Here is an 18,740-nt window from a genome sequence, read left to right on the forward strand (position 1 = left end):
CCGTCGGGCAAGGGTGGCTCAGCGGCTAGTCACGATGTCGCATAGACCCGCGGGTGTGTGTCATCAGCCGGCACTGCCTGCGCAGGAGGACGAGGGCCGCTCAGGCGCACGGTGCGTGACCGTCTGCCAGGCCCGCGACCACGCCGACATACGCAGAAGGGCCCCACCGACCGGTGGGGCCCTTCTGCGTACGAGGAATGGTGTGCGGCGGGGCGGTCAGTTGCTGGAGACGGTGACCTTCTCGTCGTTCTTGAGCTGGCTCACCAGCTGCTTGACCTTGGCCTTGTCCCACTGGAGGTTGCCGCCGCCGACGCTGCCGGAGGTCGGCATGTTCATCTGCTTGCCCTCGCCGCCGGAGACGCTCTTCATCGCGAAGAACATCTCGGACAGGTCGAACAGGCCCATGTCCTTGTCGACCACCAGCGTGTCCAGGCCCGCGCCCATCGTCGGGTAGAGCCGGAACGGGTTGAGCACCGTCGACGGGGTCGCGGTCTGGCTCGCCAGCGCGGAGAGGAACTTCTGCTGGTTCTTCGTCCGGTCGAGGTCGCTGCCCGGCAGGGCGTAGCGGGTCCGGACGAAGGCGAGCGACTGCTGGCCGTCGAGCGTCTGCTTGCCCGACTTGAAGTCCGCGCCCGACTTCTCGTCCTTGAAGCCCTTGGGGATGTTCATCTCGACGCCGCCGACCGCGTCCACGATCTTGGCGAAGCCGCCGAAGCCGATCTCCGCGTAGTGGTCGATGTGCAGACCGGTGTTGGACTCGACGGTGCGGACCAGCAGCTGCGGGCCGTCCTCGGAGTAGGAGGCGTTGAGCTTGGTGTGCCGGCCCTGGCCCGGGAAGAGCTTGCCGGAGTCCGAGCCGCGGTAGGAGGGGATCTCCACGTCCGAGTCGCGGGGCAGCGAGATCATGGTGTTCCCGTTGCTGCCGACGTGCAGGATCATCATCGAGTCGGTGCGCTTGCCGTTCGCCGACCCGGTGTGCAGCCGCTTCTTGTCCGCGGCGGTCATGCCCTCACGGCTGTCGGAGCCGACGATCAGGTAGTTGGTGCCCTCGCCGGTCTCCGGGCGCTCGATCACCTTGCTGAGGTCGACCCGGCGCTGGAGCTTGGAGTCGGCCCAGAAGTAGGTGCCGATCGAGACCGCCAGCAGCGCGACGACCAGGGTGATCGCGCCTATCTTGATCCGGCGGCGCCAGTCCGGCGCCGGGCGGCCGTACTGATCGCCGCCGGCGCGGCCCCCGCGCCCGCCGCCGTAGACCTGGCCGGTGTTGTAACCGTTGTCGTACTCCGCGTAGTCGTCAGGGCCCCGCTGGCCCGGGACGGAGCCGCGATGCGGCGACAGATGCGGCGGCAGCGGCGGCTCCCCCTGCTGCCCGCCGCCGTAGCCTCCACCGCCGCGCTGCACATGGCGCATGGCGCGGGCGGACTCGGGACGCGAGCTCGCACTGCCGCGTCCGTACCTGTCCCTGCTGTCGCCGGTCCATCCCTCAGGCCAATCATTCATAGGCAGAAGTGTGCCTGCCCGGGGGGACCCTCTTACAGGGTGAGTGGCGAATCGCACCTGGCCTGTAGCAGATCTGATGCAAAGAGGGGAAGGCGGGGGCAGGGTGTTTCCCCGCATATGGTGGACGGCATGACTGACCAGGCCCAAGCCCCGGAGGGCGAGATTCCGGGCAAGCCCACCGCAGCCTCCCGTACCACGCTGTCACACATCATGACCGGCAGTGACACCAACCTCCTCGGCACCGTCCACGGCGGCGTGATCATGAAGCTGGTCGACGACGCGGCGGGCGCCGTCGCCGGGCGGCACTCCGGCGGGCCGGCGGTCACGGCGTCCATGGACGAGATGGTCTTCCTGGAGCCCGTCCGGGTCGGCGACCTGGTGCATGTGAAGGCCCAGGTCAACTGGACCGGCCGGTCCTCCATGGAGGTCGGGGTCCGGGTGATGGCCGAGCGCTGGAACGAGTCCACGCCCGCCTCCCAGGTCGGCAGCGCCTATCTCGTCTTCGCGGCGGTGGACGCGGACGGCAAGCCGCGGACGGTGCCGCCGGTGGTGCCGGAGTCCGAGCGCGACAAGCGGCGCTACCAGGAGGCGCAGATCCGGCGCACGCACCGGCTCGCCCGCCGCCGCGCCATCAAGGAGCTCCGCGAGAAGCGGATCGCCGAGGGATTCGACGACTGACGCCTGACGGCCGGCGTCTGACGCCTGACGCCCGACGGCCGGCGACAGCGGGCAGCGGACCGGCCCCGGGCGGCCCCTCAGCGGCACATGATGTGGTCGCCGGTGAGCGCCGCGTCGTCCAGCGCGTCCGCCACCCGCACCCGCCGCACGGACCGGAAGTCCGGTCCGACCGTGACCCGCATCACCGGGCCCTGGCCGTACACCGGCCGCAGTTCGGCGCCGGGCAGCGCGGCGGCGAGCGTACGGGCCGAGCGGTCCCAGCCCGGGTCGTAGCCGATGACGGTGCGCCGCACCGGGGCCGCCGCGGTCACGGGGGCACCGGAGGTGACGAAGCCGGCCTTCCGCAGGGCCGTGTCCGCCCGGGTGCCCAGGCCGGCGCGGTCGGTGCCGTTCTCCACCTGCACCCGGATCCGCTGCGGCGCGACCTCGACCAGCTTGCCGCGGCCGCCCCGCCGGTGCCGGACCGCGAGCGGCCGGTCGGCCCGGAGAGCACGGAAGATCTTCGTGGCCTTGGCGGTGTCCCAGCGCACGGTGGAGCCCAGGCCCGGCACCCGGTACCCGGCGTCCGCGACCGGCACGGAGACGAACTCCGAGGAGGCCGGGGAGAAGCCGCGCATCGCCCGGCCGAGGTCCATCAGTTCGTCCGCGCCGAGCCCCCGGTCCGCGCGGACCGAGCCCACCAGCGTGCCCGCCACCTTGTTGAGCAGCACCGGGTTCATCAGCACCCCGCCGCTGGTGACGCGCTGCACCAGCGCCGCCATGAAGTGCTGCTGACGGCGCATCCGGCCCAGGTCGGCGGCGCCGTCCACATGCCGGGAGCGCACGTACTGCAGGGCCTCGCCGCCGTTCAGCCGGCGGGTGCCGACCGGCAGGTCCAGGCCGGTGTAGCTGTCCCGCATCGGGCGCACGGCACAGATCTCCACCCCGCCGAGGGCGTCCACGGTCCGCATGAAGCTGGTGAAGTCCACTTCGAGGTAGTGGTCGATGTGGATGCCGGTCATCTGCTCGACGGTGCGGACGGTGAGCCGGGGACCGCCCTGGGCGTAGGCCGCGTTGATCTTCCCCGGGTGGGCGGGGAACTGCTCCCCGGTGGCCGGGTCGGTGTGCTCGGGCAGCTGCACGTAGCTGTCGCGCGGGATGCTGACGACGGAGGCGCGGTCCCGGTCCGCCGAGAGGTGCACCACCATGATGGTGTCGGTGCACCGGCAGGGGGCGCCGCCGAGGTGGTACTTCCGGCGGGTCGCCGGGTCGAGCCTCTCCCGCCCGTCCGTGCCGACGACCAGGAAGTTCAGCCCCTCGGTGCCGCGCGGCCGGTCGTTGAGGCCGGCGAAGGGGTCGACCCTGCCGATCGCGGTGTCCAGCCCGGTCACCATCGCGTGCCCGGCTCCGGCGCCGGCCAGCAGGAGCGCGGCTCCCGCCGTGGCCAGCCGCACCCCCCAGCGGGGGCGGCGCGGCGGGGGCACGGTGCGGGGGTGCGGCTGGGTGGGGGGAGCCGGGACGGTCACAGATGACACCTCCGCGGGCGCGTGGGGCGTGACCGAACTCACGGTAGGTCCATACGATCTGCATCCCGTGGCCCCACGCCGCCCGCGCACCGCCCTGCCACTCGGCCGCGTACGGGCGTGTCGGCCATTCGCGGTAACGTGAGTGCCGACCTGCAGTCTCCGGGGGCGCGGCCCCCGTACCCCCGAGGACCCACCGTTGCCCGCAGCACCCGAAGCGAAGCTCCCGGCCGTCTCCGTGATCATGCCGGTGCTCAATGAGGAACGGCATCTGCGCAATGCGGTGCGGCACATCCTGGAGCAGGAGTACGCCGGTGAGCTCGAGGTGGTGATCGCCCTCGGCCCGTCGGCGGACCGGACGGACGAGATCGCCGCCCAGCTCGTGGCCGAGGACCCCCGGGTGCACACCGTGCCGAACCCGACGGGCCGCACCCCCGCCGCGCTCAACGCGGCCATCAAGGCGTCCCGGCATCCGGTCGTGGTCCGGGTCGACGGGCACGGCATGCTCTCCCCGGACTACATCGCCACGGCGGTGCGGCTCCTTGCGGAGACGGGCGCGCAGAACGTCGGCGGCATCATGCACGCCGAGGGGGAGAACGACTGGGAGCACGCCGTCGCCGCGGCCATGACCTCGAAGATCGGCGTCGGCAACGCCGCCTTCCACACCGGTGGCGCGGCAGGCCCGGCCGAGACGGTCTACCTCGGTGTCTTCCGCCGGGAGGCCCTGGAGCAGCAGGGCGGGTACAACGAGGAGTTCATCCGGGCCCAGGACTGGGAGCTGAACTTCCGGATCCGCGAGGCCGGCGGGCTGATCTGGTTCTCCCCGGAGCTGAAGGTCTCCTACCGGCCGCGGCCGTCGGTGCGGGCCCTCGGCAAGCAGTACAAGGACTACGGCCGTTGGCGGCACGTGGTGGCCCGCTACCACCAGGGCTCGATCAACCTCCGCTACCTGGCTCCGCCGACCGCGCTGACCGCCATCGCCGCCGGAATCGTCGTCGGCGCGGCGCTGACCCCGTGGGGCTTCCTGGTCCCGGGCGGGTACCTCGCGGCCATCGCGGCGGGCTCGGTCCCGGCCGGCCGCGGCCTGCCGCTGAAGGCCCGGCTGCGCATCCCGATCGCGCTGGCCACCATGCACATGGCCTGGGGCTGGGGCTTCCTGACGAGCCCCCGGGCGCTGGCGCGCAAGGTCATCGCCAGCCGGCGCCCCGCGGTGCTCGCCGGATAGCCGACCGCCACCCGTACGCAGCAGGGGCCGGACCCGACGGGTCCGGCCCCTGCTGCGTAAGCCGCTGTCACCAGACGTTCGCCGGGTTCACCTTCATGCAGGCGGACTTGTCGTCGCCCTTCAGCGCGTCGGCGCTGTCCGGGGCCTTGTCGTCGCCGGGCTTCTCGGCCCCCGCGGACTTCGGGTACTCCATTCCGGTCCGCCAGTCGGCCCCGATGACCAGGGTGACCTGCGAGACCTCCGCCGCCGGCCGCACGGCGCTGTCCGGCAGCCCCAGGGCCTTGGCCACCGCCTGGGCGTCACCGCGCTGGTCCGCCTTGGCGTAGGAGACCGTGGTGTCCGCCCGGGACTTCGGGGTCGCGTCGGTGGCGGCCTGGGCGAAGCCGAGCCGGGTGAGCTGCCCGGCGATCGTGGCGGCCCGGCCGCGGACCGCGATCTGCGCCGCGGTGCCGGTGCCGTTCTGCACGGTGACCGGGATCTCCCCCTTGGGGGCGGCCGGGTCGCTCGGCACGGGCTTCTTCTTCGGCCCGTGCTTCTTCTTGTCCTTGCCGTCGAGCCCGACGTCGTTCCGCATCAGCGAGAAGGTCTTGTCGGCATCGCCCGGCTTGGGGATGACATGGGCGGGGTTCTGCGCGTCGGGGACCCAGGGCATGGTCGCCATGGTGATCCGCTTCGTCGGCACCCGCTTGAGGTCGTTGCCCAGGTCGTAGAGCTTCTTCACGGTGCCCAGGCCGTCGTCCACGGTGAGTGCCTTGGTGGCCGCCTCGGCGAGGTCGGTGAGCTTGTCCGGGTCGGTGAGCTTCGTTCCGGCCTTGAGCTGGCGCACCATCGCGTTCATGTACAGGTGCTGGGCCTTGGCCCGGCCGATGTCGCTGCCGTCCTCGAAGCCGTGCCGGGTGCGCAGCCACTGCAGGGCCTGCACGCCCTTGATGGTCGAGTCGCCCTTCTTCAGCCGCAGCCCGGATTTGGCGTCGTAGACGTTGTTTTCCACGCAGACCGGAACGCCGCCGACCGCGTCGGCCATGTCCACCACACCCGAGAAGTCGATCATCATGAAGTGATCGATCGGGATGCCGGTGAGCTCCTCCCAGGTCGCCACCGTGCAGCCCGGACCGCCGTGCGCCAGGCTGGAGTTGATGGTGTCGCTGGTCTCCGGATAGACCTTGTCGCTGTCCTTCTTGTCGGTGCACCGCGGGATCGTCACCCGGGTGTCGCGCGGGACGCTGATCACCGACATGTTGCTGCGGTCGGCCGAGACGTGCAGCAGCATCTGCACATCGGCGAGCGCCGGGCGGTCCCGGTCGGCCCGGGCCCCGCCCAGCTTGACGTTCTCCTTGGACTTCCGGCTGTCCGAGCCCAGCAGCAGGATGTTGAGCGGCGTCTGACCGGCGGCGTTCGGCGCACTCTTGTCGAGCTTGTTGTCGCCGAGGTTCAGATCGTCCTTGTCGAGATTGCCGTTGAGGTGCTCGTAGTAGAGGTATCCGGCGCCGGCCGTCCCGAGTATCAGGACGGCCAGCGTGGTGGAGACCCAGCGCAGGACCCGGCGTTTGCCACCGGGCCCCGGCGGCCCGCCCCCCTGGTGCCGGCCGCCCCGGCGCTGCCCCGGTACGTCGCCCGTCCCGGCCCCGTCCCGGCGCGGGCCCCCGCCCGGCTCCGTCGTCTCGGCACCGGAGGTGCGGCGTTGCGCTCCCGGTCCCTGAACACTGCTCTGCCGCATCGGGCCTCCCCCATGGATTCGGTTGTGCCGACCCGCCCGAGCGGCGGCCGTGTCACTTGGCGCAGACCTGCTTGTCCGCGTGGACCTTCTGGACGCCTTCCGGTGCCTTCTGCGGTGCGGTCAGCGGCGTCCCGGCGGACTTGAAGTCGGCGCCGAGCGTGAGGGTCATGTTCGCCCTCGGTGCGGCGTTCTTGCCGCCCGGCTTCAGAGCCGACGCCGACAGGCCCATCATGTCGGCGAGCCGCCGCGCCTGGTCGGCCTGGTTCGGCGCGTACTCCAGCGTGGTCTTCTTCAGCTTCGTGCCGGTGGCGTTGCCGCCGTTGCTGGACTTCAGCACACCCTCGGTGTTCTGCATCCAGTCGACGGTGTCCTGTGCGGCACCGAACGGCCCCCCGCCGTTGAGCACCTCGACACGCACGTCGGCCGGATCCGCCTTGGGCCCCTTGAGCTTGGCGGCCTCCTTGGCCTTCGCCTTCTTCTTGACCTCGGTCAGCGACTGGTCGGCCCGCATCATCGCGAAGAGCTGCTCCGCGGGCTGTTCGTTGAGGACGACCGTGGTCTTGACCTTCTCGGCCGGGTTGTCGATGACCGGCAGGGTCGCGAACGTGATGTTCTTGGTGTCGACCCCGCTCAGATTCTGGCCCAGGTCGCTGAGTTTCTTGATGCTGCCTATGCCGGTGTCGACGGTCAGCGCCTTGGTGGCCGCGTTCGCCAGCTTCCAGAGCTTGCTGCCGTCGGTGAGCGTCTCGTTCGACTTCATCTTGCGGATCATCGAGCTGAGGAACTGCTGCTGCAGCTCGATCCGGCTCAAGTCGCCGCCGGTGCCCACCGAGTGGCGGGTCCGGACGAACGCCAGCGCCTGCTCACCCTGCAGGGTGTGCGGGCCCTTGTTCAGCTTGAGGTGGGAGTCCGGGTCGTCGATGTCCTTGCCGAGGCACACGTCGACGCCGCCCACGGCGGTCGTCAGGGACTTCACCGCGTTGAAGTCGGCCATCATGAAGTGGTTGACCGTCAGGCCGGTGAGCTTCTTGACCGTCCGCATGGTGCAGCCGGGGTCGCGCCCCTCCTGCCCGAGGCTGGTGTTGAACCGGGTCTTCGGCGTCCCCGGAATGACCTTCGTCGACCCGTCCTTCTGCTTGGTCGGGCAGTCGGGGATGTCGGTGATCAGGTCGCGGGGGATGCTCATCGCCGTGGCGTTGGAGCGGTCCGCCGACACATGGAAGAGGATCGTGGTGTCCGCGTGGCCGACGCTGCCCGAGTCGCCGTAGCCGTCGTTGCCCTTGCCGGTCCGGACGTCGGTGCCGAGGACGAGGATGTTCATCGGCCCGTCGGGGATGGTGTCGCCACTGCCCGCGTCACCGACGTCGACCGTGTTCAGATTGCCGTTGAAGTGCTCGTACACGAAGTACGCGCCCGCACCGCCGGCGACCAGGACGAAGGCCATCACGCCACCGGTCCAGTGCATGGCCCGCTTCTTGCCCGACGCCTTCGCCTTCGGCTTCCGCCGGCTGCTGCCGGGCTGCGGCGTACCGCGTCCGGCACCGGCACCGGCACTGGCACTGGCACCGGCACCCGCACCCGCGGCACGCCGGCCGCGCTGCGTGGGCAGCGGGCGGGTGTCGTCGTCGACCGGCGCGGCGGCGGCCCTTCTGGACGCTCTGCGCTGCGTAGGGGGAGCCGACTGCTCTGCGGAAGGTTCCAGTCGCAGTTCGTAATTACCGGTGTCCGGGTCGAACACCCACTGGTCCGCGGGATCGATATTGCCCGCCCGCCCACGTTCTTGCGCGTCCACGGTTGCCTGAATCCTCCGTCGGTGCCACGCGGCGCCTCCCCCTCAAGGCGCTCGGTCCATCGTCCTCGGCTGCCCCACGAGAGGTCGGGCAGCACCGGGTCGCTCACACTATCCGCCCAGTTCAGCGTCGGGCGACGCCGGTGACAAATTCCACTCCCCTACAACTGGGCAATCTGCCCAATCCCTTTCGCGCGGGGTCTCCACGCCCCTCGAATTCATCCGCACATACCGTTCGCCGCTGTTGTTCCGCGGTAGGTGGGAGCCGGATCGGTCGGCTCGGCGCCGGGGCGCGCCGTCCGCTGATCACCGGTCATCGTTCCCGGTCTGTTGTCCGGCCGGGAGCTGGGGGTCGCACCGGCCTCGCGCCGCTTGGGCGCGACCGATACGGGGAGGTCGTTACGGAGGAGATTGAACAGCTGAGCCGCGTCCGGCTGGACGAGTTCGTCCCGGTTCGCGTTGAGCGAGTACGCCCGGCGCGGCACGGTGAGGAACTGTACGCGGTCGGTCGGGATCTTGCGCAAACTGCGGGCCAGGTCGTACAGCTCCCGCAGCGAGTCCAGCCCGGAGTCCGTGGTGAGCGAGGACGTCGCGGCGTCCAGCACCGGGTAGAGCCGGGCCGGGTTCAGCAGCACCCCGTTGCTCTGCACCTTCTTCACCAGGGCGCCGAGGAACTGCTGCTGCCGGTCCATCCGCTCGGTGTCGCTGCCGTTGCCGATGCTGTAGCGGGCGCGGACGTAGCCCAGTGCCTGCTCGCCGTTGAGCTTCTGCCGGCCGGCGGGCAGCTTCAGATGGGCCTCCCGGTCGTCCACGGGATCCTTGAGGCAGACCTCCACCCCGTGCACCGCGTTCACCATCCGCTTGAACCCGGTGAAGTCCACGATCATGTGGTGGTCGACCCGGATGCCGGTGAGGTTCTCCACGGTACGGATCGTGCAGGCCGGGCCCGCCACCTCGAACGCCGAGTTGAACTGGGCGAACTGCGGCTTGGTGCGGCTGCCGTCCGGCTTCCGGCAGGCGGGCACGTCCACCATCAGGTCCCGCGGGATGCTGACCCCGGTGGCGCTCTTCCGGTCCGCGGCCAGGTGCAGCAGGATCGTGGTGTCCGAGCGCTGCGTGCCGTTGTCCCGGCCGTACTTGCTGTTGCCGTCGCCCCGGTTGTCGGAGCCGATGAGCAGGACGTTCCGGGCGTCGTGCACCATCGGCGCCGGGCGCTCGGCCTCGTACCGCTTCAGCTCCTCGGCCGTGCCGGTGTCCGTGGTGATGTTGCCTTCGAGCTTCTGGTAGATCATCCAGCTCGCGCCGGCCGCCACCAGCACCGCCACCGAGGCCACCAGGGCCGTCCGGCGCAGCCAGGGCCGCCATCGGCCGTGGGGCGCGGACTCGGATCCGTCACCCGTCGCGGCGTCACCCCGCGAGTCGTCTCCCGCCGAGGAGGCCGTCGCGGCGGCGGCACCGTCCACGACGTCCCGGTCCGAGGGGCCGCTGTCCTCCGGCGCCGCCTTCCCCGACGCTGCGTCCTCCGGCGCCGCGTCGGAAGCACCGACATCCGAGGCACCGGCGTCCGAGGCGCCTGCATCCGAAGCACCCGTGTCCGAGGCGCCAGCGTCCGCAGCCTCCGCGTCCGAGGCACCGGCCTTCGAGGCACCGGCCTTCGAAGAGCGGCCGCCGGACGGCGCGCCGCCCGGTGCCGGGTCCCCGGCCCGGGGCGCACCGTCCGCCCGCTCGCGCCCGGAGGAGTCCTCGGGCTCCTCGGGTGTGCCAGCACTGTCGGTCACGTCTGCGTCCATCCCTCACGGAGTAAGGCGGCTTCGCTCCGCGCGGGCCCGCCGGTCACAGGAGCAGACGGTCGAGCCCCTCGCTTGGTTGTGCGTACGACTGCACTTTCGCGCCCATCATCACTCCGGGAGGTCGGCGCACCCGGCAGGCCAGGCCCGCTGTGCGCCGGACGAGTGGCGGTCCGAGCCGGTGCTCAGCCCGCCGTCGTGGTGACCCGTTCGCTCTCCCGCCGCTGCTCCAGGGCCTGCGGCGGCAGCCGGTCGAGATGCCGGCAGAGGACGACGGAACCGCCGGCCGCCAGCGGGGCCAGCAGCCCGGCCGACAGACCGTCCCAGCTGTCGTAGGGGAGCCCGGACAGCTGGCGCGAGGCGGGGGTCAGGCCGTGCGCCGCCGCGTCGGCCCGCGCCCGCTCGACCGTCCCGGCGCCGGTGAGTTCGCCGGAGCCCGCGAAGGCCAGCGCGGGGGAGTCCGGGTCGACCGGCGCGTACGGGGCGAAGCGGTCGCCCTGGCTGGGCACCTCCACCGCGTAGTCGGCGAAGCCCGCCGGGGTCTCGGGGAAGCGGCCGCCCAGGGGGCGGAGGGCGAGCGCCATGCGCTCCCCGCGGCAGGCGCGCGCCTCGTCGAGGGTGTCCGGGCCGCTGACCACCAGATCGGCGGCCGCGGGGTCGCCTCCCAGGTCCGCGACAACTCCGGTCGAGGAGCAGGCGAGTACCCAGACGGCCGTCTGCCAGTGGGCGGGCAGCAGCAGCGCGACCCGGTCGCCCGGCTCGGCTCCGAGATCGTCCTGGAGCAGGTTGGCGGTCTTCGCCACCCAATTGGCGAAGGTGGCCACGGACAGTTCGACGCGTTCGCCGGTGGCGTCGTCGTAGAAGGTGACCAGGGGGCGGGCCGGGTCCGCGGCGAGCGCGGATCGCAGCAGGTCGGCAGGGGTGCGATCGGTGGCGTTCACCCGCGCAAGGGTACGCGGCCGGGCAAGCAGGAGGAGTCGGTCACGGGCCCGCGGAGCTCACCTGTTCGGCAGACAGCCCGTCAGATCACGAATAGACAGATTGTCGTGATATGCCCACGATTTTGTTCATGCGTGGACTCCTTGCTTCTTCCATCGGCGTCGCCTGCACGGCCGCTCTCGCGCTCCCGCTCGCTCCGCCCGCCGGAGCGGCCGCCGCAGCCCCCGCCGAGCCCCATGTGCCCGGCAGCACCCAGTCGCTGCCCCTCGGTCCGCTGGGCGGCCCCGACCGCGCCGGGACCACCTCCCCGGACGCCGGTGCCCCGCAGGGCCTCCCGAAGCGTGACGTCCGGCCGTTCTCCCTGGTGGGTGTCGTCTGGGACGACCCGGCAGCCGACTTCCACGGACAGGTGCGGATCCGCACCCGCGCCGCGGACACCGGCCGCTGGACCTCCTGGCAGGACCTGCAGACCCACAACGACGACCAGCCCGACCTCGATTCGCCCGAGCGGAACGGCGGCCGGATGCACGGCAGCACCGCCCCGCTCTGGGTCGGCGACTCCGACGGCGTGCAGGTCCAGGCGCTGCCCGAGCCGGCCTCCGACCGGGGCGCCCCGACCGCGCTGCCCGGCGGGCTGCGCATCGAGCTCGTCTCGCCGGACGACGCCCCCGCCGCCGGGGCCGGCCGGACCGCCGAACCGCCGGAGCAGACCCCGGAGGAAGCGGCGGCCTCCGCGGTCAACGCCGAACTGGCGCCGCTGGGAGCCACCGAGATCCCGGCTCTCGCCCAGGAGACGACGCCGGAGGACGACCCGGACGCCGTCACCGGAGCGAACGGCTCCGTCGCGACCCGCGCCTACGTCGGCCCGCGGCCCGGCATCGTCACCCGCCACGGCTGGGGCGCGGACGAGTCGCTGCGTGAGCGGAACTTCCTCTACACCAAGACCGTGAAGGCCGCGTTCGTGCACCACACGGCCAGCGGCAACAACTACACCTGCAAGCAGGCGCCGTCCGTGCTCCGCAGCATCTACCGCTACCACGTCAAGAGCCTGGGCTGGAGGGACTTCGGCTACAACTTCGCCATCGACAAGTGCGGAAAGATCTACGAGGGCCGGGCCGGCGGCGTGGCCAGAGCCGTGATGGGCGCACACACGCTCGGTTTCAACACCAACACGATGGGCATTGCGGTCATCGGGAGCTTCTCGGGCGTCACACCACCCGCCGCGGCGGTGCGGTCCGTCGCCGCACTGTCCGCCTGGAAGCTCGGCCTGTTCGGCAGAAACCCGGCCGGCAAGGTCACTCTGGTGTCCGGCGGCAGCAACAAGTACAAGAAGGGCACCAAGGTCTCGCTCAACGTCATCTCCGGGCACCGCGACGGTTTCTCCACCGACTGCCCCGGAGCCCGCCTCTACAGCAAGCTCGGCTCGATCCGCAGCACCGCCGCCAGAGCTCAGGGGCGGTGAGGACCGACCCGGTCCACTTCGGCTGAGCCGAGCGTCAGTCCACGTCAGCCGGTCGGCGTCTGCTTACACTGGCCGCCGGCCTCAACCGGTGGGGGCCCGTCAGCCGACCCCTGGCAGGAAGCAGAGAAGACAAGGTGACAGAAGCGATCCTCCTGGTCGGCGGCAAGGGCACGCGGCTCCGCCCGCTGACGGTGCACACGCCGAAGCCCATGGTCCCGGCAGCCGGTGTGCCGTTCCTCACCCACCAGTTGGCCCGCGCCCGGGCGGCCGGGGTCGAGCACGTGGTGCTCGCCACGTCCTACCTCGCCGAGGTGTTCGAGCCGTACTTCGGTGACGGCTCGTCCCTCGGACTGCACCTGGAGTACGTCACCGAGCACGAGCCGCTCGGCACCGGCGGCGCCATCCGCAACGTCGCCTCGCGCCTGCACTCCGGCCCCGACGAGCCGGTGCTCATCTTCAACGGCGACATCCTCACCGGCCTCGACATCCGCGCCCTGGTCGACACCCACCGCACCTCCGGCGCGGACGTCTCCCTGCACCTCACCCGGGTCGAGGACCCGCGGGCGTTCGGCCTGGTGCCCACGGACGCCGACGGCCGCGTCACCGCCTTCCTGGAGAAGCCGCAGACGCCCGAGGAGATCGTCACCGACCAGATCAACGCGGGCGCCTACGTCTTCAACCGCTCCGTCATCGACTCCATCCCCGACGGGCGGCCGGTCTCGGTCGAACGGGAGACCTTCCCCGGCCTGCTCGCCTCCGGAGCCCACCTCCAGGGCATGGTCGACTCCACCTACTGGCTGGACCTCGGCACCCCGCAGGCCTTCGTCCGCGGCTCCGCCGACCTCGTGCTGGGCCGCGCCCCCTCCCCGGCCGTCCCGGGCCGCTGCGGCGACCGCCTGGTCCTCGAAGGAGCCGAGGTCGCCGCGGACGCCAAGCTCACCGGCGGCACGGTCGTCGGCACCGGCGCCCGCGTCGGCGAGGGCGCGCGGATCGACGGCAGCACCGTCCTGGAGGGCGCGGTCGTGGACGCGGGCGCACAGATCCAGAACTCCCTGATCGGCGCGGGCGCCCGCATCGGCGCGCGGACCGTCCTGGACGGCGCGGTGATCGGCGACGGCGCGGTGATCGGCGCCGACAACGAGCTGCGGGACGGCATCCGGATCTGGTGCGAGGCACAGATCCCGGCGGGAGCGGTCCGCTTCTCCTCCGACCAGTGACGCCGCCTACCCTCGGAGGGTGACCCCTGAGGACCGGCCGACCCGCACCACCGTCCGCGGCGGCCGGCTGCGGGTGCCCACACCCCGGCACGCGTCGGCCGCCACCCGCCGCTGGCGCCCCGCCGGCCCGCTCGATCCCGGCCTGACCGTCGGCCCGCTGCGCCGCGGCCCCGGCGATCCGGCCTTCCGGGTCACCCCGGACGGCTCGGTCTGGCGCACCGGGCGCACCCCGGCCGGCCCCGGCACCCTCCGCTTCACCCGGCACTCCGGGGAGATCGAGGCCGAGGCCTGGGGCCCGGGCGCCGACTGGCTGCTCGACGGCCTCCCCGCCCTCCTCGGCGCCGACGACGACCCGACGGCGTTCACCCCGCGCCACCGCCTGGTCCACGAGATGCACCGCCGCACCCCCGGCCTGCGGCTCACCCGCACCGGGCTGGTCCTCGAATCCCTGATCCCGTCGATCCTGGAACAGAAGGTCACCAGCGACGAGGCGTACCGCGCCTGGCGGCTGCTCCTCCAACGCCACGGCGAACCGGCCCCCGGCCCGCTCGACGGCCTCCACGTGATGCCCGACGCGCACGGCTGGGCCATGCTCCCGTCCTGGGAGTGGCACCGGGCGGGTGTCGACGGCAAACGCGCGGCCACGATCGTCCGCGCCGCCCGCGTCGCCCGCCGCCTGGAGGAAGCGGCGACCATGGACCTCCCGGCGGCCCTCGCCCGGCTCCAGCTGATCCCCGGCATCGGCCCCTGGACGGCCGCGGAGACCCTGCAGCGCAGCAACGGCGCGCCCGACGCGATCACCGTCGGCGACCTCCACGTACCGAAGATCGTCGGCTACGCCCTCACCGGCCGCCGGGGCACGGACGACGCGACCATGCTGGAACTCCTGGCCCCCTACACGGGCCAGCGCCACCGCGCATGCCGCCTCATCCTCCTCTCCGGCCACACCCCACCCCGCCGCGCCCCCCGCTTCACCCCGAACGACATCCGAGCCCTCTGACCCGGATCCGAACGGCCGCAGCGCACCGGACGTCGGTAGCCCCTGCACATGGCGGCCCGAGCCATCGGGACGAGCCGCCCACGCCGGGCCGAGGAGGGGCTCCATCACTCCCGCACAGGGCCCATCACGGATGTTTCGAGGCACCTGCCCTGAGCCCACCGGACGTGAGGGTGCCGGGGCCGGAGGGGTGGGGGGTTCCGGAAGCTTCCGTGTATTTGTGGCCCCCAGGGCCGTAAATATACGTTCCGGAACCCCCCACCCCGGAGGCCCCGGCACCCGCCCGCAACCCCAGCCCAGCAGCGGCACACACCCGGCACCCGCCCGCACCCTGCCCGCGGCGGAACGCCCCCCAACGCACCCCCACCGGCAGGTGCTACCGCACGGCGATGAACCCCTCCACCCCCCGCTCCCCCCGCTCCCGCGGCACCCCCGCCGCATGCCCCACCGCCACAGCCCCCATCGGGTCCCAGTCCCCGGGCAGCCCCAGCACGTCGCGGACGACGTCCCGGCAGAACATCGTCGACGACACCCACGCCGAGCCGAGCCGTTCCCCGGCCAGCGCGACCAGCAGGTTCTGCACCGCTGCCCCCGCCGCCACCACGAACATCTCGCGTTCGGCGCCCTGCCGCCGCGCGTCCGGGTAGGCGTGCGCACCGTCGGCGACCAGGCACGGCACCACCAGATACGGCGCCCGCCGCAGCACGTCCCCGCGCCGCACCCGCTTCGCGATGCTCTCCTCGGTGAAGCCGTCGCCCCGCAGATCGGCCACCCACGCGTCCCGCATCGCGTCGAGCAGCCGCTCCCGCGTCTCTGCCGACTCGAGCAGCACGAACCGCCACGGCGTCGTGTGGTGCGGGGCGGGCGCCGTCACCGCGGCGGCCACGGCGCGCCGCACCGCCGCCCCGTCGACCGGTTCGTCCGTGAACTCCCGCACCGTGCGCCGCAGGGTCACGGCCTCCCGTACGGCCTCGGACGTCCCGAGCCGGAACATGTCGTCGACGGCACTGCGCACCAGAACCCGCGCCCCGGCGTCACCCCGGCCTTCGTCCCCGTCCCCGTCGCCGTCCCTGTCCCCGTCCTCGACCACATGCGGCAGCCCGCGGACCACGGCGACAGGCAGCCCATCGGCCTTCCCCTTCACCAGATCCCCCGCGGCGGCCAGTTCATCGGCGGTGGCCACGACGGTCGCGGCGAGCGGATTGCCGTATGCGTCGGTGCCGCCCCGCAGGTCGTCGAGGACCCGCACCCCGGCGGCCCCGATGGCGACATCGGTCAGCCCGTTGCGCCAGGGGCGGCCGAACGTGTCGGTCACCACCACGCCGATGTCGACCCCGAGCGCGTCGCGCAGCCCCGCGCGGATCCGCCGGGCCGAGGCGTCCGGGTCCTCGGGCAGCAACAGCACGGTGCCGGCCGGGGTGTTGGAGGCGTCGACCCCGGCCGCGGCCATGACGAAGCCGTGCCGGGTCTCGACGATCCGGGTCGGCCCGCGCCGGGCGACGACCCGCACCGCCTCGGCGTCGATCGCCGCCTCGCGGTCCGCCGCCTCCATCACGCGGCCCTCGGCCTTGCTGACGATCTTCGAGGTCACCAGCAGCACATCGCCGTGGGCCAGGCCCGGCAGCCCTGGTGCGGTGGCGGCGTCCGCGATGAGCTTGGCGAGGTCGTCCCCGGACTGCACCTCGGGAACGCCCGGCAGCGCCCACACCGTGTACGACGGCGCCTCCCGGCCGGCGCTCACGGCCGGACCTCCGCGGCCAGCGCCAGCGCCTCGCTCGCCATCCGGGCCGTCGCCTCGGTGTCGCTCATGATCAGCGGGACGGCCCGGCAGCGGATGCCCGCCGCCTCCACCTCGTCCACGGAGGCGGCGTCGACGGTGTCGACGAGCCAGCCGTCCAGCAGCCCGGAACCGTAGTGCCGGGCGACGGCGGCGGCGGTCGACTCCACACCGACCGCGGCGAGCACCTTGTCCGCCATGCCCCGCACCGGTGCGTCGCCGACGATCGGGGAGAGCCCCACGACCGGCACCCCGGCCTCGGCGATGGCCTCCCGCACGCCGGGCACCGCCAGGATGGTGCCGATGCTGACGACGGGGTTGGACGGCGGGAACAGCACCACGTCCGCCTCGGCGATGGCTTCGAGCACTCCGGGCGCGGGTTTGGCCTGCTCGGCGCCGACCGGCACCACCGCGTGGGCCGGGACGGAGGCCCGCAGCCGCACCCAGTACTCCTGGAAGTGCACGGCCTTCCGGCCCTCGCCCGCACCCTCGGCGGAGTCGCCGAGGTCCGCCGTGTCGATGAGGACGTGGGTCTCGATCCGGTCGTCGGACATCGGCAGCAGCCGGACGCCGGGCTGCCAGCGGGCGCACAGCGCCTCGGTGACGGCGCTGAGCGGATAGCCCGCGCCGATCATCTGCGTACGGACGATATGGGTGGCGAAGTCCCGGTCGCCGAGCCCGAACCACTCGGGGCCCACGCCGTAGGCCGCCAACTCCTCCTTCACGGCGAACGACTCGTCCGTCCGCCCCCAGCCCTGTTCCTCGTGGATGCCACCGCCGAGCGTGTACATCACGGTGTCGAGGTCCGGGCAGACCTTGAGCCCGAAGAGATGGATGTCGTCACCGGTGTTGCCGATGACGGTGATGTCCGCGTCGGGGGCAGCCGACTTCAGACCACGGAGAAAACGGGCGCCACCAATGCCGCCGGCCAGAACCACAATGCGCATACAGACAGTCTGTCAGCCGGAGGCTGATCGATTGTGGGTGGTGGTGGGCGACGGGTGGGCCTGTCAGCCGGAGGCTGGTCGATTGTGGGTGGTGGTGGGCGACGGGTGGGCCTGTCAGCCGGAGGCTGATCGCTTGAGGGTGGTGACGGTGGGCCTGCCAGCCGGAGAACGCTCCCGTGAGGACGGTCAGGGGCGACCGGCCTGATCGCCGACGGCCGCACACCCGCGGAGCACGCCGCCGAGCACCCCACCCCGCCCCGCCGTCAGACGGTGACGGCCACGTCCGCCCGGGCCGAGCACTGGCCGCTGTGCATGGTCATCTCGGTCAGGCCCGGGAAGTAGACGTGCAGGCTGACGGCCGGGGTGAGTGCGTCGTTGGTGACCTCGTGGACGTAGCCGGGCGCGAAGACCCGCTGGGCGCCCGCCCCGAGTGTCCGCCGTGCCTGCCCGGACTGCTCGGTCAACTCGCCCTCCAGGACGGTCAGTACACCGGAGGAGCTGCCGTGGTCGTGCCGTCCGCTGCCCTGGCCGGGCACCCAGCTGAGCAGCCACACCTCGTAGCCGGGGCCGGTGCGCAGCCGGTGGTACCAGCGGCTGGTGGCGTCGTACCGGACGAGGTGCTCCCAGCTCGCGCGGTCCTCCGCGACGGAGCGGGCGAGGCCGGCGAACTCCGCGACGGTGGAGGGGTGCGCGGGTACGGGCGGCAGCAGATGGGGGATGGCGAGCGGGTCACCGGCGATCGAAACATCGCTGTTCATGTGCGGAAGGTTCCTCGGGAGAAGTTCTTGGGCACAGATGGCTGGAGCGCGGGGGCATCAACAGCTGGAACAGCGACAGTGAGCCTGCACAGCGCAACGGAACCCGCGGGGGCGGGTCCGGAAGCGGTCTCCCGTGCCCAGGGCAAGGGGGGTGTGCGTCACTGGCATGCCCCAAGGAGAGCGGTTCGCCCCCCGGATGTCAACTTGACGCCCGTTTCGCCGCTGATCGTTCACCTCATCCGGTTGCTGTCTCCGGAGAAAGGTTTGTGCGCTCAACCGCTGGGACACACGGGGCATCAGTCGCACCTCTGAGCGCCGTTACCTTCTCGTCACCGCACTGTGATCCGCTCCGCTTCCGTGATCGGATCGCAACGAAACGAGTCGCGTTCTCGTCCTCCTCTGCAAGGAGAAGGGGAGTGGCGATGGAGCAAGGGCCGATAGTGGT

The 18,740-nt window shown here is 72.2% G+C and carries 14 protein-coding genes; 5 read left to right on the forward strand and 9 right to left on the reverse strand.

Annotation, left to right across the window (positions count from 1 at the left end; translation table 11 throughout):
- Nucleotides 1-216: 216 nt before the first annotated feature.
- Nucleotides 217-1,500 (reverse strand): LCP family protein, encoded by a 1,284-nt coding sequence (locus ABT112_RS25660; RefSeq protein WP_351513373.1) that lies wholly within the window; start codon nt 1,498-1,500, stop codon nt 217-219.
- A 129-nt stretch (nt 1,501-1,629) separates the two neighbouring features.
- Here ABT112_RS25660 and ABT112_RS25665 point away from each other — a divergent pair, with 129 nt between their 5' ends.
- Entirely contained in the window at nt 1,630-2,178 is a 549-nt protein-coding gene (locus ABT112_RS25665) for an acyl-CoA thioesterase (protein WP_351513375.1), read from the forward strand.
- A gap of 77 nt (nt 2,179-2,255) precedes the next feature.
- On the opposite strand, the gene ABT112_RS25670 is transcribed toward ABT112_RS25665, so the two are convergent.
- Complete coding sequence (locus tag ABT112_RS25670; protein ID WP_351513377.1) at nt 2,256-3,683, reverse strand: LCP family protein; 1,428 nt, start codon at nt 3,681-3,683, stop codon at nt 2,256-2,258.
- A gap of 196 nt (nt 3,684-3,879) precedes the next feature.
- Between ABT112_RS25670 and ABT112_RS25675 the strand changes: the two genes are divergently transcribed.
- Nucleotides 3,880-4,905: a glycosyltransferase family 2 protein gene (locus ABT112_RS25675; RefSeq protein WP_351513379.1), complete on the forward strand. Its 1,026-nt coding sequence runs from the start codon at nt 3,880-3,882 to the stop codon at nt 4,903-4,905.
- A 67-nt stretch (nt 4,906-4,972) separates the two neighbouring features.
- On the opposite strand, the gene ABT112_RS25680 is transcribed toward ABT112_RS25675, so the two are convergent.
- The 4 genes from ABT112_RS25680 to ABT112_RS25695 all read right to left on the reverse strand — a co-directional run bounded on the left by ABT112_RS25680 (nt 4,973) and on the right by ABT112_RS25695 (nt 11,139).
- The gene (locus ABT112_RS25680; protein WP_351513381.1) at nt 4,973-6,622 is read right to left on the reverse strand and encodes an LCP family protein; all 1,650 of its coding nucleotides are present in this window, start codon (nt 6,620-6,622) and stop codon (nt 4,973-4,975) included.
- Nucleotides 6,623-6,674: 52 nt separating this feature from the next.
- A complete protein-coding gene (locus ABT112_RS25685) occupies nt 6,675-8,414 on the reverse strand; it encodes an LCP family protein (RefSeq protein WP_351513383.1) in 1,740 nt (579 codons plus the stop codon).
- Between the two features lie 215 nt (nt 8,415-8,629).
- On the reverse strand, nt 8,630-10,201 hold the full coding sequence (locus ABT112_RS25690; RefSeq protein ID WP_502975442.1) for an LCP family protein: 1,572 nt from the start codon (nt 10,199-10,201) through the stop codon (nt 8,630-8,632).
- A gap of 182 nt (nt 10,202-10,383) precedes the next feature.
- Nucleotides 10,384-11,139 (reverse strand): TIGR03089 family protein, encoded by a 756-nt coding sequence (locus tag ABT112_RS25695; protein WP_351513387.1) that lies wholly within the window; start codon nt 11,137-11,139, stop codon nt 10,384-10,386.
- Between the two features lie 128 nt (nt 11,140-11,267).
- Between ABT112_RS25695 and ABT112_RS25700 the strand changes: the two genes are divergently transcribed.
- From ABT112_RS25700 to ABT112_RS25710, 3 genes are all read left to right on the forward strand, one after another.
- Nucleotides 11,268-12,599: an N-acetylmuramoyl-L-alanine amidase gene (locus tag ABT112_RS25700; protein ID WP_351513389.1), complete on the forward strand. Its 1,332-nt coding sequence runs from the start codon at nt 11,268-11,270 to the stop codon at nt 12,597-12,599.
- A 134-nt stretch (nt 12,600-12,733) separates the two neighbouring features.
- Nucleotides 12,734-13,816, forward strand: a complete 1,083-nt coding sequence (gene manB, locus ABT112_RS25705; protein WP_351513390.1) for a mannose-1-phosphate guanylyltransferase — start codon at nt 12,734-12,736, stop codon at nt 13,814-13,816.
- Between the two features lie 67 nt (nt 13,817-13,883).
- A complete protein-coding gene (locus tag ABT112_RS25710; RefSeq protein WP_502975443.1) occupies nt 13,884-14,816 on the forward strand; it encodes a DNA-3-methyladenine glycosylase family protein in 933 nt (310 codons plus the stop codon).
- Between the two features lie 373 nt (nt 14,817-15,189).
- On the opposite strand, the gene ABT112_RS25715 is transcribed toward ABT112_RS25710, so the two are convergent.
- From ABT112_RS25715 to ABT112_RS25725, 3 genes are all read right to left on the reverse strand, one after another.
- Nucleotides 15,190-16,554 (reverse strand): coenzyme F420-0:L-glutamate ligase, encoded by a 1,365-nt coding sequence (locus ABT112_RS25715; RefSeq protein WP_351513392.1) that lies wholly within the window; start codon nt 16,552-16,554, stop codon nt 15,190-15,192.
- The gene (cofD, locus tag ABT112_RS25720; protein ID WP_351513394.1) at nt 16,551-17,537 is read right to left on the reverse strand and encodes a 2-phospho-L-lactate transferase; all 987 of its coding nucleotides are present in this window, start codon (nt 17,535-17,537) and stop codon (nt 16,551-16,553) included. Before cofD ends, ABT112_RS25715 begins: the two co-directional genes overlap by 4 nt.
- 263 nt (nt 17,538-17,800) lie before the next feature.
- Nucleotides 17,801-18,295, reverse strand: a complete 495-nt coding sequence (locus ABT112_RS25725; protein WP_351513396.1) for a cysteine dioxygenase — start codon at nt 18,293-18,295, stop codon at nt 17,801-17,803.
- Nucleotides 18,296-18,740 lie beyond the last annotated feature (445 nt).

The sequence above is a fragment of the Streptomyces sp. NPDC002055 genome (assembly GCF_040296705.1).
Taxonomy (GTDB): domain Bacteria; phylum Actinomycetota; class Actinomycetes; order Streptomycetales; family Streptomycetaceae; genus Streptomyces.